We start from the raw sequence: 15,417 nt of genomic DNA, 5'->3' as shown, positions 1-15,417 counted from the left end.
TTTCATTTAAATGTACTTTCGAAACCCCAATGTTTTTTCATTCGTTAAGCTCCTTTCATTACATTGTCATCATCCCCTTTCAGGTTGTGGGATAGCTCCATTGCCTGACTTGTATTAAGCGTCTGATTCCATTTCGGCTCTTCCCCTTCCGCTATGTATCCAAGCTTCACCACATAGAGGGTGAATGTTGTACGATCAAGCTGTACTTTTCTCCTGGTCCTTTCAAAGGAATAGCCTTTGTTCATATATCTGCTGATCCGTTCTTCAAGGTCCCCCTTCTTCCGTTTGACCAGTAACCATAACAACAGGAGTACAAGAATGGATATCAGGATGACGCCAGCAATAAGAACAGATCTCAACCAATCTGGAATCCCGCCGTCGACTTCGATTTTCCCCGCATACTCCATTAATGCCTGTGCTTCATTCTTTGCCTCTGGAGTAACGGTAAACTTAAACATCCTCCACGCTTTTTGACCCGCATAATTCGCCTCAAAGTAGGCTTCATACTCCCCAGGCATCAGGAGCTTGCCCCTGGCGATGCTGACCATGCTGGCTGTGGTTCCGTAATAGATCGAACCGGCTTCATAATCATTGCGGTATATGATATTTTTTGAAGTGTCGCGTATCTCCAGATAACCGGTGGGCTGCTCCAAAATCGTGCCCGTATTCTCCAGAGACACTGTGAACCGCGATTCCCCCGATGCAATATAATCATGCTTGAAGGAATGAATCGCCAATCCGTGCCGGGCCTTCTCGAGTTCGTAGTCCATGACAATCCATAGTCCGCTTTGGTTCTCAATATCCGGTGCGACTGTTGTGTTTACCATGTTGGTCTCAACGGCTGGTCCCTGAAACTCGTTATATTCCGACACCGCGACAACGGCAATATGCTGTCCGGGCTCCAGGTCATCGGGAATGGATGCTATGTATGTATACTCTCGCATCTCATTCGGGCCAAGGGTAATGTCCTTGGGGCCCTGAGGATGCAACCAGGCTCCAGCATGGGTCACCCCCGCATTATACGACTTGAAATCCTTGCCGCCGTTTTGAAGCGGGATCGGATCAGTGGCGTATATTTTCAAGCTGAGCTCAGTATTCTCCAGATTTTTAACATAGAATTTGTAATCCTTGGTTTCCCCGGGCATAACGTCTTCACGGTAATAACCAAGTCCGTTCCGGGCTTCCTTGGCGCTGGGTGCAAACCAGAACGATGCCTTCGGAGCCTGCTCCGGAATTGCAGCCTGGCTTGCATAAGATGGCGAGCTTATCAGTGAAAGAAGCCACAGCATAAACAGCACCGTTAACCCACATGTAAGTAACAAAGATTTGGATTTCATTCCATTCACCTCTCGACTAAGTTCAGTATTCATAAGCAATCCATCCATGGACAACAAAAAAAGCACCCCCGACACAGGCGATAGGCCCATGCCAGAGGTGCTTCCTCTATTCCGTATGTAATTAAGCTTATGATACAACATATTTCCATTCATTCCAAGAGTTTAATTTTCATAGAACGACTGTTTTTCAACAAGCTTCTGAGTACCTTAGTGCTCCGTAACTTCGTGAAAATCCTTCCCTTTACGCTTTTGCCGACCTTTTACTAGAAAGCTCGCCAATAAAGGCACCGATCAGGCTGGCCGCATACACGATAAGGACACAAGCGTAGCCGAATGCTTCATACGGCAGCGTCGGCATGAAATGTCTCAGTCCATATACTGGGCCTAGAATAATAATCCCTACAGGCACTGCAATGATCCAGGCTTCGACGAAATACATGAGGAATACACCAATGATCGAGATAAGGCCGTATACAGAGCTGAATCTGATAAATAGAGAAGGCTTTCTGTCCTGTTGACTGGTATAGAACGCCCATGCCAACCATACAAGCAGAAACAGCCCGGTACTTAGGACGTGAACGGCAGAGGGAGCATTGCCTTTTAAGTAAGCGTTAAAATTAATGATGGTAAACGGGACGCTTAACAGCACGGCTAACAGCAATTTCATCGTCATGGTTAGACATCGTGAGGCCTAGCCCGCTATTTACGAGCTCCCCCACATCTCCTTTATTTTTTCATGAACTGTGCTGGCCTCTTGGATGTGCGGCCTCACCTCTCGCCAGCCACTTCTGTTGCACAATATCCAGACAGCCATACCTCATGAAGTGTTATATCCATATTATCGCTTACTGGGTTCTCTTCATCAACCACATTCTCCATTATATCCCTATATGCAGAAAATGCTTGTGCCATGCCTTATTATAGAAGTTCGCCATATGGATGTACGTCAAGTTAGTGACCATCGGGCTGGGCCAATGTCGTTAATTCAGCCATTAAGGATTTTAGGCGATGAATGCTGTCCATTCTGAATAGCTGTTGACTGAACGAAATAAAAGCTGTTCATTCGCGGTTTCCTTTGATAATGGATCGTGGATGGAGACAAAATTATCCTTGTGGTTTCCCGGGGACATGTCAAATTCATCTAAATTTCTTCTGGAAACATACGATACGATTTTAACCACATTGGTCCAACCCTTCATTAAGGTTTAGAAAATGGCTGCTCAGTCATTGGTCTGCTTCATTTCACCTGGGGCTTATTGTAACCGCGATCCCCATAAGGCTGCAACTGCTCTAGCCACGGCTTTAGCATTTGCTTTCTTTCCCAACGTATATCGGTCACTTCGTCGATTTCTTTCTGCTCCAACACCTCGTATTCAAACGCATCGCCCCCGAGTTCATTCCAGTCCTCCTGAAGCTGTGCATTCGCAAATCTGCCCATATCCAGCTGCATTCGCAAGGTGAACCATTTGTTCTTCAAATTGGGATAGCTGTCGATGTAGATTTTGCCGTTGATTTTATTCTTGATTTGGATGACTCCCATATAAATCTTGATCTGCTTGTATTCCTCAAGAAGCTGCTTCCGCTTATCTTTATCCATGGATACTCTCCTCACCCTCATGAATTTACTAAATTACTAAATTACTAAATATAAGATTCACTTTATCCTGGATTTTACCGTTCGTCAACCCACGAATAGGTCAACAATTCTCCCGCTCCACAGTTTGGATACCTCTATCTGAAGGACAACCATATTATGGTAGCTGGAGATTCAAACAATTTATACCCGGTTTATTTAAGGTTGTTAGCTTATTTCATGAAGGGAGAGGAAACGATGATCCGAAACAAAAGATCTCAATTACTGCAGCAGTATCTCTACGTCGGACCTACTGCCCTGTTTTTTCTATGTATGGTGCTGGTTCCCTTCTTTCTGGGGATCTATTATTCATTCACCAGCTGGAACGGAATATCCAGTCATGTGGGTTGGAACGGAATCCAAAACTACGTACATATCTTCACCCGCGACTATTCCTTCCTGAACGCATTCTGGTTTACAGCCAAATTTACGGTTGTTGCGCTTCTACTGACCAATCTGCTTGGCTTTGCGCTTGCCTATATTCTGACTCGCAGGCTGTTTGCCCGCAACACCCTTCGGGCGGTGTTCTTTATTCCTCACGTCATCGGGGGACTGCTGCTCGGATTTATCTGGCAGTTTATTTTTGTCCAGGGTTTCTCTTCTATCGGGGAGCTGACGGGGTGGTCCTTCTTCACCCTTCCCTGGCTCGGAACGGGCACGACAGCCTTCTGGGCAATCGTCATCGTGTTTGTGTGGCAGAATGCCGGCTATTTGATGGTGATTTACATTTCCGCGATCAACAACGTCCCGTCCTCACTCATTGAAGCGGCCAAGGTGGATGGTGCAGGCCGATCCCAATTGCTGCGAAAGGTCATTATTCCACTCATTATGCCCGCGGTTACCGTATGTCTTTTTCTCACCATCTCCTGGTCCTTCAAGCTGTTTGACCTGAACCTGTCTCTGACGGAAGGCGGCCCGTTCAAGTCCACGCAGACCGTATCGCTTAACATTTATGAGGAAGCGTTTACGATCAGCCGGTTCGGGCTCGGTTCCGCCAAAGCGATGATCTTCTTTATTATCGTTGCTATTATTTCTCTTCTACAAGTTCGAGCAACGAAGAAAAAGGAGGTTGAAATGTGATGGATTTTACCGCGCGTAAACGCAATGGCTCACGGATTGTGACGCAAATCGTCGTCATCCTGCTCGCGATTCTGTTCCTTGTGCCCTTCTATTTCCTGGTCGGCAATTCATTCAAGGGCTATGGCGAGATACTGTCCAATTCCGCATCGTTCCCTGGCTCCTTCAACGGGGACAACTATACGCAGGCCTGGCATGCCACGAACTTCTCTTATGTTTTTATGAACTCGCTTGTCATTACCGTGGTCAGCAACGTTCTTCTTGCTCTGCTCTGTGCCATGTGTGCCTATAAAATGGTTCGCAACGACAATCTGTTCAACCGCGTGCTGTTCGTTGCCTTCGTCGCGGCGATGGTCATTCCGTTTCAGGCGATCATGATCCCGCTCGTGCAAGTCATCAGCGGCATCGGACTGATGAATACCCGGATTGGCCTCATTGTCGCTTACCTCGGGTTTGGCGCGCCGCTCACCGTGTTTCTGCTGCATGGATTCGTCAAATCCGTGCCGATCGATATTGAGGAAGCCGCTACGGTCGATGGAAGCAGCCCGAACGGCATCTTTTTCCGGGTAGTGCTGCCCTTGATGCAGCCGATTATTGTGACTGTCATTATTCTGAACACACTCTGGATCTGGAACGATTATCTGATGCCTTCCCTCATTCTTCATGATCCGCAGCTCAGAACCATTCCAATCGCAACGTATATGTTCTTCGGTGAATATACGAAGCAGTGGGATTTGGCGCTGCCCGCCCTTGTGATGGGAATAACGCCGATCGTAATCTTCTTCCTGGCCATGCAGAGATACATTATCGAAGGGATTGTGCAGGGCTCGGTCAAAGGTTAATCAACGACAGCTACTTTCGTAAGGGAGGATGACATTCATGAATAGATGGAAAAGAGCGCTGCTGGTGCTGCTCCCCCTGCTCATCGTCGTTGCGGGAGGCTGCAGCCAGAGCAGCGGAACGGCCGGTGTCGTTACGGTGGACGTCTTTCAGTTCAAAGCCGAAATTTCACAGCAGCTGGATGAGCTGAAAGCAGAATTCGAGCGGGAGCATCCGAACATCCGCTTGAATATCCAGACGGTCGGAGGCGGAAGCGACTACGGCGCTTCCCTGAGAGCGAAATTCTCCTCCGGCGATCAGCCTGACCTGTTCACGCTTGGCGGGGATCATGAGCGGGATATGTGGCTGGAGTATCTGGAAGACCTGTCGGATCAGCCTTGGGTCGCTGATGTGAAGGAAGTCGCGCTGGATCAGATGACGGTGGATGGGAAGCTGTACGGCATGCCGATGAACCTGGAAGGCTACGGCTTTATCTATAACAAGGATCTGTTCGAGCAGGCTGGCATAACCGAGGAGCCGCAGACGCTCAGCGAGCTGCGGGAGGCTTGTGAGAAGCTGCAGGCCGCAGGCATTACGCCATTTGCCAATGGCTATCAGGCATGGTTTGTGCTCGGGAATCATTTTGCCAACGTGGCTTTTGCCCAGCAGCCGGATCCGGAACAGTTTATTGCCGAGTTAACGGAAGGAACAGCCACCTTCATGGGCAACGAAATATTCCAGCAATGGATCGATCTTCTGGATCTAACGCTTGAATATGGCAACCCGAATCCGCTCTCCATGGACTACAGCAGTCAGGTGTCCACCTTCGCTACCGGACAAGCGGCCATGATGCAGCAGGGCAACTGGACGCAGGTGCAGATTGATGGTATCGATCCGGATCTGAATCTGGGCATTCTGCCGATGCCGATTCACGATTCCGATACGAACCGAGGCATGATCTATGCCGGAGTTCCCGGCAACTGGGTGGTTAACAAAAACTCCAAGGTCAAGGAAGAGGCAAAAACATTCCTGAACTGGATGGTCACCTCGGAAATGGGAAAACGATATATTACGAGCGAGTTTAAGTTTATACCTGCGCTGGACAGCATTGAGGGCACCGAAGAAGGTCTCGGCCAGCTCGGGGTCGAAGTGCTGAAATATGCCGATGCAGGCAAAACACTGAGCTGGAACTGGACCCGGCTGCCGAACGGCATGCCACAGGAAATGTACAGCAGCATTCAGGGCTATATCGGTGGCAGTTTGACGCGTGAAGAAATGCTGGAGCAGTTTCAACGCAACTGGGATAACCTGAGTTTCCAGTAACACCTCGAACGTCTTCCGAGCTACGGCTTGGGAGACGTTTTAGCATTTTCCCAGGACGAATCGTCCCGGAACCTTTTCCGAAGATGATCAAAACCAAGTTGGTTGAAATTAGAGGATTTTCGACGTATGGGCAAATTTTCCTGTAAAACCTTTACACCAAATAGTAAAATAATACTAGGTAAAGAGTCTTGTATACATATATAGTAGATAGACCTTACTGACTAGATTCTACTCAAAAGGAGAGTAAATAAATGAAAAAAAAGGTAGCAATTATCACGACGCTGCTGCTAACACTCATTTCCCCCAGTGTTTTGCCAAGTGTAAACGCAGCACCCGTAAGTAAGCAAGTGGTCGTGGATGGACAGAGGGTTATTTTCGATCTAAACCCTATTATTGTTGACGGAACTACACTAGTCCAATTCACGCCTGTATTTAAGAAGCTGGGCATCACCTCCACCTGGAATCAAGAAAAAAAGCAAGTTGTTGCAACCAAAGGCAGTACGAGAATTATTCTTAATGTTGGAAACAAGACGGCTTATGTCAACGGCTCTCCTGTTAATCTTCAGGTTGCACCTACCGTTGTAGCGGGGAAAGTATTCGTTCCACTTAGATTTATCAGCGAATCCACAGGTGCTTCATTAAGTATTAGAAACAATGGTAATGTTATTGAAGTCTTTAGTGGGAATGGTAGATCCATTTCGCAGCCTGCAGCACAAACAACCAAATCTGCCCCTACATCCGTACAGGTTAGAAATTATCTGGACCAAAATTACGGAGCCTTAGGATCGGGTCGCGATTTATATGATGTATATTATACTTCGGTTGTTCAAAACGAAACCATACTCGTAGGTATTTTCTTTGATTTTGTTGATTATATGATCCTATTGGACAATGCATTGGACGACTCCTATATTTATAAACTGACCAAACCTATCGCAAAAGATCTTCAAGCTAGATACGGGTCATCATACGATGTCAATCTTCTTTTATACCTAGAGTTTGAATCTCCTTTCTATACATCAACCTTTGGTATTGATAACATCGAACCTTTAAGTAATGGGAATTACCAAATTCTGAAACCAAGCTTCTATTCAGCGTTTTCCGCGGATTCAGGAGAGGCAGAAAGTTATTTCATTGATTTTGATGGCGAATTGTATCCTATGTATTATTCAGCATATTAAAAAATTAACAGGGGCAGTCCGCAATAGGGACTGCCCCTTTCTTCAAGAAAATCTCACCGCTCGATCTCACATTCCGTTATCCGGCCCATCTGCATCTCCTACTCCCACCTGCTTCATTTCACCCATTTATGCAGCAACGGCCCATCCTCTCCGAACACCGGGTCCATGCTTGGAACCGGCACGCTGCGAATCTCCGTGATCGACTGCGTCCGATCGGTCGGATTCCGTTCTCTCATGTTTGGTGTCGTGCCATTCGGATAAGCGCCAACAACGGCAAAATCAGGGCTTGCCTCAATCAGCATATGCGCTGTGCCTGCAGGCAGCACGATTACGTCACCGACTTGAAGATCAAGCCGCTCTCCGGCGTCACCGCCGACCAGAACGGTCGCATTGCCAGACTGAACACCAAGGACCTCGTGGGTATTGCTATGGTAATGGTGGTAGTCGTAGATGCCACCCGTCCAGCTTCCAGTCCATTGATGGCGGCTGAAGGCCGGCTCCAGACCGTCAGGACGTTCAGCGAATACTCCTGGATAGACCACCACCGGCAAGTCCGGGTTGTTCGGAACCTCTCCATCATCCTGTATGAAGAATGATCTGATTTGTATATCCACATGTACCCTCTCCTCTCATAGGAATGATGTACTTGTAGTCCAGTACCCGAACCCAAGCTAGATTAAACCTACCGAATGAAAAAGGTCACTCCTGGCCTCAATCGGAAGATTCTTGGAGCTTCACCTCTTGAATGGACCAAGCCACGCACCAAGGGCGCTGATTCTGCTTATCCTTCGGAATCCAGTAACAGGAATCGATCTGTTCTGCATCTGGCACCAGCATCAGCATGCGGAGAATCAGTTTTCGGACATCACCCGGATGACCGGCACGAGGATAAGGATAATCGAGCTTCACCCCTATTTTCTCAGCAACTTCCGAGCTATGGGACAATTCATACTCAAAGCTGGTGTTCCCCCCCATGCTTAATATACCCGAGTAGCCGGCCGTAATTTCTCCGGACACGGTACTGCTGGTAATGTTCACGGATGATGTCTTCTTCTCGAAGAAGGCCGAGGTTTCGCCGGGAACCCAGCTGACATCCAGAGCAAGACTTTGCTTCACATCCGCATAATGAGGTACGGACGGGAATCGCTGCAAGAACGTGGTATAGTCATGGGTGTTCGGCTGGTTCACATAGGTATGGAGGATCGGAAGCACATCAAAGTCGATATCTGCTTTGGATGTATGAAAAACATAAGTGCGAACCCCGAAAGGCTTTTGCATCTTCCAGTCATACAGCTCGTATGTCGTTCGAACAATATGCGGTGTCAGATATACGTAAGTGACGGAATTCTCTCCCGGAATGGGAACGATCGTCTTGTCAATGTGCCGCGTAATTTCAGAGATCTCCGAGCTGTGGTCAGCTTGCTGAGCAGAAAACTTCACTGAAGCCTCCGCTCCGACTGGGAGACTGGGGCCTGCTTGCATGTACGAGCCCATCTGAAAACGGGTGGAGATGGCAATCTGCTCCGTGGATGAACGCCCATAATAGAAGGTAGAACCGTATTCACTCCTCGTACTTCCATTGGTCACGTATGGAGGTGCTCCTTCAATAACTCCGACAAGGGCTCGAAAATCATCCTTGACCTTCTCTTCTTCTCGATTCACGAATCTCATAACATCCGACTTGTAGCGGCACAGAACGAGATTGCTTCCCCCTTGTTTCACGAAGTTTTCATCATTATAGTTCATATACAGCCAGATTTCTTGCCGCATCTCTCCGTTTGTTCCGATCGGAACAAAGTATTGAAACGCCCCCATATAGACCCATGTTGGATACTTGGTGTGTCCATGCGTTCTTGTGAAAACTTTGCTCCATTCGCCGGTAAGGATGTTATATGTTTTCATCTGGTTATTTTTGTACCCGGCCCAGCTGTGTGGACGATGCCATCCATTGATGAACAGCTGTACCGAAGGATCCTGCACACCGTCCTCTACCGTCCCCGCCTCGATCGCGAGAAAGTCAACGCGTCCGTCCTGCTCCTCGTGATGTTTGTCTGCAATTTGTCTTAAACCGCTGCCTGTACCGGGATTTACACCGATATCAGAGCGAAAGATCGCGGTCCACAGATTGGCATGCGTGGTCACCACGCCGACCATGATATCAAAGTAACCGCCGGGATGAGCGTATGCGCATGCACATACGTGCTTTACGTTTTTCCAGGCGGTGTTCGCATCGATCCGCCACACGCCGTTATCGTCCTGATATACGATGCCGATTCGATTCTCCGAATTCGCATGATGGGCACCGAGTAGAATCAAACGGCCATGAACCGAAAGGGCTGCGAACTGGGTTCGCCGAATAAAGGAATACGGAACCTGTACCGAAGGTGACCAAGCCTTGCCGTCTGTTGATGTAACATAATGGATATGTCCGTCCTCCGTCCAGAAGACATACAGAATCCCCAGATGCACGACGCTCGCAAGATTCGATATCTCACGGTGTCCGTTGACGTTATAGCCGAGCTTGTCGTAAGCAATCCCGTTCGCCTCCAGACATTCCAGCACTTCCTTATCCTTCTGCGGCTTCAGCCGGACTCGGGTATAGAGGATTTGATCTCGGTTATTGCTTGAAGAACGCTTGTGGTAAAAAAAGAACGCACTTTCGTTAAAATAGGTCCCGTTAACGCCTGTGAACTGCAGACTCGCCTCGGGGATCCGGTGGTTGGCATATGTATTGGACATCATTTCACCTTTCTTTAACCATTCATTTATAGTAACCCTTTCATTTTAATAAAATCTGGATTTGCGCGAATCTATCTTTAGTTAACATTCCTGTTCTCTTGGCGTAAAAAAAATCAGCAGGCATGCATGCCTGCTGATGTATAAACTATTGATCTGTCTCCATGACACCCGTGACTCGCGCCAGCAAGACAGCTAGCTCCGCCCGCGTCGCATAACGCGCAGGCTCCAGCTTGTTATCCGGTGTTCCGGCCAGGAGGCCCGCATTTCTAAGCTGGTCGATTGCACGCTCGGCCCAGGCCGCGATCGATGACTGATCCGCATAAGGGTTATGCATCTCCTTCTCGTTCGCTTCATAACCCGCAGACTGGAGTGCGCGAGCCAACATCACGAACAGCTCCTGACGTATGACATGAGCATCTGGACGAAATGTCCCGTCCGCGTAGCCTTGAATCCAGCCGGCCTCATAAGCGGAGTGCACCTGCTTGGAATACCATTGACTAGCTACGTCGCTGAATGGCTCAGAGGTTCCCTTCTCCGTCCAGCCAAACATTCTCACCAACATGCTGGCTAGCTCCGCCCGAGTGACTGGACGGGCCGGTTCATACTTACCTTGACCGGTACCCTGTACAATAAGCCTGCTCGCCAGCTGTTCTGCCGCGCCTTCGGCCCAATGTCCGCGCATATCCACAAAAGACGGGGTCATCTCCAGCAATGCATATAATGGAACGGTCCTTAGAGTAAGCTCCTTTGAACCAGGCTCGAAGAGATGTGTAAATGCATAAATGAACTCATCGGTTGCCTCGTTCACCGTAGCGACTGTCACCTGGTGATTGGAGCCACTGATCCCGCTTGGTCGAAACTGTACGAGTGCCTGGACTGGGACAAGCTGCTCGGTGTTCCCCCCTTTGCCCACGGTTGCCATCGACAGAGAGAAAGCTCTCCCTTGTAAGGTCGCACCCAGCCTGAAAGCCATGCTCTCCACCTTGGATTGATCCTTGTCGCTCGCTGCCCGAATGGATAAGATAATCTCGTCCGAAGAGCCTGACAATGTATCCCCTATTTCTGCAATCGGCAGCACCATCGTTCCGAGCGGTGTGTTCCATGTCACAACCATGGCATCGTCGATCTTCCGGAGTTGATCCAGGGTGGTTCGCTTCATGTGCAGCGTCCACTCCCGCTCCCCTTCCGTCGTGTCAATGACAATTTCCCCCGACTTGAGGTCCGTCGCGTTCAGTCAAATAAGCTGGCGTTCATTTCCATCCAGCTGCAGTTCAAACATCAGGGCAGGTTCCGGAGCCGGTATTGGAGCCGCCGGGAGAGACGCAGGAGAATCATTTCTAGGTGCCGGCGGTGGTATAGGAGATGGCGAAGGCAATATCTCCACTTTAGCCACAGTCTGCAGGCCTTCAAAGCTTATGATGATCTCCGTGCTTCCAGGTTTAAGCCCAAGCAAACGTCCTGACACGTCAATGGCAGCAAGGCTATTATCCTTCAGGACATAGTCGGCTTCCAGGCTTACGTCCCTCTTCGTTCCGTCGGAATACTCGGCAAATACCGCAATCTGTGCATGCTCCCCTTCTTTTACCGTGTACCGCAAAGGATCTAGCACCAGGTTGGTTGGCACTGCAAACACCGTGACGGGGGCATAAGCTGCAATCGGGCCGGACTCGGCCTGATAAACCGCCTGAATCACCGTCGTCCCGGTTTGAAGGCCTGTGATATACCAGTAACCGTCATCTCTTCGGGCAACTTGGATCATACCATGATCATAGTGGAAATCAGACTCGGCGGTTCGGTCCCATGCTGAATCGCCGTAGGTTACCTCCACAACGGTTCGCACGGATTCTCCAATCTGCACACGATAGGCCGATGGCATCAACCATATACCGTCGCTGAAGGCCACTTGAACGCTTCCTGGTATGGCCTCGCCGTCAATCCAGGCTTGAATATCCGCGATTCCTGTTTCAGTAGAGCGCAGCTCGGCCGTATAAAGGCCCGGGCTCGCATAGGTTACTCCGGTCACCGTTCCTAGCGAGGATATAAATTGAACGGTCCCGCTTGCAGGATTTCCGAATGCATCGCTCACATGAAGTGTAAGGAGCGCATGGGAAGACCCGTTAGCAGGCAGCGCTGTCTGGTCAACCAGCAGCCTCGATGCATTCACGTCCGGCTGACCCGGCAACCATTCTACATACGCTTTGGCAGAGACAGGAGAACCGTCAATCCGGGCAGTAACTGTTGCCAGACCTGTCTGGGTTGACGTTAATCGGGCGGTAAATCGGCCCTCTCCTTCATAGACCGGGGCAGATAGGCTGCCTAAAGAGCTGTTAAGCTCAACTGCAGGCAATGCTTGTTCGTCGACAATTGGATTGCCTGAGTCGTCCTTTAGCTGCAGTGTAATCTGTGCCGTCTCCGTGCCATTTGCAGTTAATCGTTCCCGATCGCTAACGATAGTGGAAGCTGCGAGCGAAGCTTTACCCGGAATGAATTCAACCTCTGCTTCGGCAGCCAGCTTGGTATCGTTAATCGTTGCAGTAATGGTAGCCTTGCCCGCTTGGCGCGAGCGAATCTGCGACGTATATCGTCCATGACCTGTATAGACAGGCTCGGTAAGAGTCCCGAGGGTGGAGGCCAACTGGATCCTTCCGCTATCGGTTGTCAATTCATTACCGAACGCATCCTTTAGCTGTATCGTCACTTCTGCAATTCCGTCATCCGTAGATACCATACTACGATCGACCGACAATGTAGACGTACTTGCTGCAGGAGGCCCCGGGAGCAGCTGAACCTGTACAGTGCTCAGGAGGGGTAATCCATTCATACTGCCGGTTATTTCTGCGATACCAACCTTGGTACCCGCAGTCAGAACAGCTGTATATGTACCATCCTGATGATCCTGCACCGGGCTGAGCACCCCAGCCGTTGTGTTCAGCACGACATAGCTCCCTCCGGAGTCCAGAAGATTATGAAACGCATCCTTCATCTGCAAGTGGATGATTGTTGAGTCGCTGCCGTCCGCTGTGATTTCTCCCAGCTCTGCGGTCAGTTCTGAAGTTTGGCTCGAGGCCCTGCCAGGTACGAATACAACCTGAGCGGAATCATTCAGAGGCATCCCATTCACTTCAGCACGAACCGTTGACGTCCCGGCCGTCGTGCTTGCATTAAGCATGCTGGTATAGGTTCCATTGCCGTGATCCCTAACAGCCCCTAAGGTTCCGCTGGAAGCATAAAGCTGGACCGTATCGCCGCCCGTCTCCAGCGGATTGCCATAGGCATCTTTCAAATGGACGGTAACCATCGTGCTTCCCATACCAACAACAATATTGCCGGCGCCAGTCTCGATCCTTGACATGTCTGCCGAAGCAGACCCAGCCACGTATTGAACCGTCGCCGTTTGACGGATCGCAGCACCGTTTACGGAAGCTGTAATCTCAGCCAGGCCTACTGTCGTTGGTGAAGTTAATGTCGCCATGTACGTACCATTTCCGTCGTATTGTACGTTCCCAAGCGCTCCTGCTGTCGTTGCGAGCTGGACTGCGTGTCGTCTATCGTTAACCACGGTGCCGCTGGCATCCTTCAGTTGTACCGTAATCGTGGCTGTGCTTCGTCCATCTGCGGTTATGGAAGAGGGACTAGCCGTCACCGTGGAATGGTCGATGGAAGGCGGCAGCGGTACCATAATGACATTTAAAGCAACCGGTATGGGATATCCGTTTAAGGTTCCTGTAATGACCGCAGTGCCCGCTGTGTTCGATGATGTTAGATCGGCGCTATACCTTCCGTCTCCATGATCGGTTACGGGCCCGATCTCGCCGAGGGAAGTATGAAGCTCGACCGTTCCCTCGCTCCTGCCGATGGACAAGTAGCTGCCATCATAGAGAGATACTGTGATTCTTGCTTTACTGGTGCCGTCTGCATCAAGCAGGCTTGAGCTCGAGTACATTCGTGAGGTAGCCGGGTAGACCTGTACAGGGTTAGTGTAATACTTGTTTACAGAACTAGAGGATATTCCCAGTTCTCCGCTGACGGTCCAGCCATGGCCCCAGAGCGTTCCGTCCTTTTTGACAATAAGGCTGTGAAGGTCTCCGCCTGTAATCCGTTCGCCATCTTCAAGGAAGCGAGTGGCGACAGAATAACCGTTGTTCTGCAACCCCCACCACCAGACGGAACCGTCCTTCTTAATCACCATGCTCAGTCGATCACCGCCGCCCAGCTGCGCGACATCCGTAAGCGGCACCGAACCGGTTTGCAGCACTTGCACCGCCTTGCTGCTCGTTCTCATGCCAGTGCCAACACCTAAGTTGTAATTTTCATTATAGCCCCAGCTCCATACGGTCCCGTCTGCTTTCAAAGCAAGGCCTCCAAGGCGGTGATGAGCAATCTGGATGATGCCAGTTAGGGGTTGATTCGTGACATCGATCACCTGAACGGGATAGATCGAATCGGTATCTGATCCATTACCGAGTCCATTAAAGAAGTTGTTTCCCCATGCCCATACGGTCCCGTCATTCCTCAAAGCCATCGAGTGATATTCACCAGCGGCTACGGCTTTTACATTGGTGAGATAAGAACTGCTGGAAGCTTTGAGCTGCACCGCGCGCTGTACGGTTCCGTTAATCGAGTTATCGGTTAACACACCTCCGGCATTCTCTCCCCAGCCCCATACGGTCCCGTCTTCTTTGAGAGCAAGTGTATGCGCCTTGCCTGTCGCAATGCTTTGCACCTGATGTAATGGCGTACCGTCTGCCTGAGTGACTTGTTCGGCTGCGCTTTTATTATCCGTCGCGCCGTTTCCGAGTCTGCCATAGCTTCCTTGACCCCAGGACCATACCGTCCCGTCATCAAGCAGTGCAACCGAGAAATTGAAACCGCCGGCAACCTGTCTGGCGCCGGTTAATGGAGCTCCATCTGATTTCGCGACTTGCACAGGACGAGACGAATTCCGGGTTGTTCCATTCCCCAATTGCCCAAATTCATTATTTCCTAATGCCCATACGTTCCCGTCCCCATCGATAAACATAGAGTGGCCGTTTCCTGCCCCAACGTCTCTTACTGCTGTGGGAAAGCCGGAAGCTGCGAACGCGCCCGGAATCGGGATATGCGTCATTACCAGCAAGAATGCAAGCAAGACAGCGAGTGATTTACGTAGAAACCGCAAATAAAACCTCCCCTTCATCATAATTGCTATGGCTTATAATGAGATTGAAAGGCGTTTCGAACACTTACACCTTCCGATCCTATTCGACATACTATCAAAGAAGCAGCATGCCAACAATTAACTAAAGTTAACTTTCGGATGTAATGTAAC

General features: G+C 49.8%; 11 protein-coding genes. 4 read left to right on the top strand and 7 right to left on the bottom strand.

Going from position 1 to position 15,417, the window contains the following annotated elements; genetic code table 11:
• Positions 1-44: 44 nt before the first annotated feature.
• The 3 genes from MKX64_RS22445 to MKX64_RS22435 all read right to left on the bottom strand — a co-directional run bounded on the left by MKX64_RS22445 (position 45) and on the right by MKX64_RS22435 (position 2,934).
• A complete protein-coding gene (locus MKX64_RS22445) occupies positions 45-1,337 on the bottom strand; it encodes a hypothetical protein (protein ID WP_155618717.1) in 1,293 nt (430 codons plus the stop codon).
• 241 nt (positions 1,338-1,578) lie between these two features.
• A complete protein-coding gene (locus MKX64_RS22440; RefSeq protein ID WP_095397156.1) occupies positions 1,579-2,010 on the bottom strand; it encodes a hypothetical protein in 432 nt (143 codons plus the stop codon).
• 564 nt (positions 2,011-2,574) lie between these two features.
• Positions 2,575-2,934 carry a GIY-YIG nuclease family protein gene (locus tag MKX64_RS22435; RefSeq protein ID WP_155618718.1) on the bottom strand — a complete coding sequence of 120 codons (360 nt, stop codon included), beginning with the start codon at positions 2,932-2,934 and terminating at the stop codon, positions 2,575-2,577.
• A gap of 234 nt (positions 2,935-3,168) precedes the next feature.
• On the opposite strand from MKX64_RS22435, the gene MKX64_RS22430 reads away from it, so the two are divergent.
• The 4 genes from MKX64_RS22430 to MKX64_RS22415 all read left to right on the top strand — a co-directional run bounded on the left by MKX64_RS22430 (position 3,169) and on the right by MKX64_RS22415 (position 7,370).
• Positions 3,169-4,050 (top strand): carbohydrate ABC transporter permease, encoded by an 882-nt coding sequence (locus tag MKX64_RS22430; RefSeq protein WP_095397158.1) that lies wholly within the window; start codon positions 3,169-3,171, stop codon positions 4,048-4,050.
• The gene (locus tag MKX64_RS22425; protein ID WP_095397159.1) at positions 4,050-4,889 is read left to right on the top strand and encodes a carbohydrate ABC transporter permease; all 840 of its coding nucleotides are present in this window, start codon (positions 4,050-4,052) and stop codon (positions 4,887-4,889) included. The genes MKX64_RS22430 and MKX64_RS22425 overlap by 1 nt, the downstream gene beginning before the upstream one ends.
• 37 nt (positions 4,890-4,926) lie before the next feature.
• A complete protein-coding gene (locus MKX64_RS22420; protein WP_255222920.1) occupies positions 4,927-6,189 on the top strand; it encodes an ABC transporter substrate-binding protein in 1,263 nt (420 codons plus the stop codon).
• Positions 6,190-6,440: 251 nt separating this feature from the next.
• On the top strand, positions 6,441-7,370 hold the full coding sequence (locus tag MKX64_RS22415) for a copper amine oxidase N-terminal domain-containing protein (protein ID WP_341037474.1): 930 nt from the start codon (positions 6,441-6,443) through the stop codon (positions 7,368-7,370).
• Positions 7,371-7,483: 113 nt separating this feature from the next.
• Here the strand turns inward: MKX64_RS22415 and MKX64_RS22410 are convergent, their stop codons facing one another.
• The 4 genes from MKX64_RS22410 to MKX64_RS22395 all read right to left on the bottom strand — a co-directional run bounded on the left by MKX64_RS22410 (position 7,484) and on the right by MKX64_RS22395 (position 15,267).
• Positions 7,484-7,984: a cupin domain-containing protein gene (locus MKX64_RS22410; RefSeq protein ID WP_095397162.1), complete on the bottom strand. Its 501-nt coding sequence runs from the start codon at positions 7,982-7,984 to the stop codon at positions 7,484-7,486.
• A 97-nt stretch (positions 7,985-8,081) separates the two neighbouring features.
• Positions 8,082-10,112, bottom strand: a complete 2,031-nt coding sequence (locus MKX64_RS22405) for a hypothetical protein (RefSeq protein ID WP_341037473.1) — start codon at positions 10,110-10,112, stop codon at positions 8,082-8,084.
• 142 nt (positions 10,113-10,254) lie between these two features.
• A complete protein-coding gene (locus tag MKX64_RS22400; protein ID WP_341037472.1) occupies positions 10,255-11,268 on the bottom strand; it encodes an S-layer homology domain-containing protein in 1,014 nt (337 codons plus the stop codon).
• A 75-nt stretch (positions 11,269-11,343) separates the two neighbouring features.
• Positions 11,344-15,267 carry an invasin domain 3-containing protein gene (locus MKX64_RS22395; RefSeq protein ID WP_341037471.1) on the bottom strand — a complete coding sequence of 1,308 codons (3,924 nt, stop codon included), beginning with the start codon at positions 15,265-15,267 and terminating at the stop codon, positions 11,344-11,346.
• Positions 15,268-15,417: the final 150 nt, after the last annotated feature.

The sequence above is a fragment of the Paenibacillus sp. FSL M8-0334 genome, from assembly GCF_038000405.1.
GTDB lineage: Bacteria > Bacillota > Bacilli > Paenibacillales > Paenibacillaceae > Paenibacillus_AQ > Paenibacillus_AQ campinasensis.
This window is presented reverse-complemented; position numbering and strand designations above follow the sequence as displayed.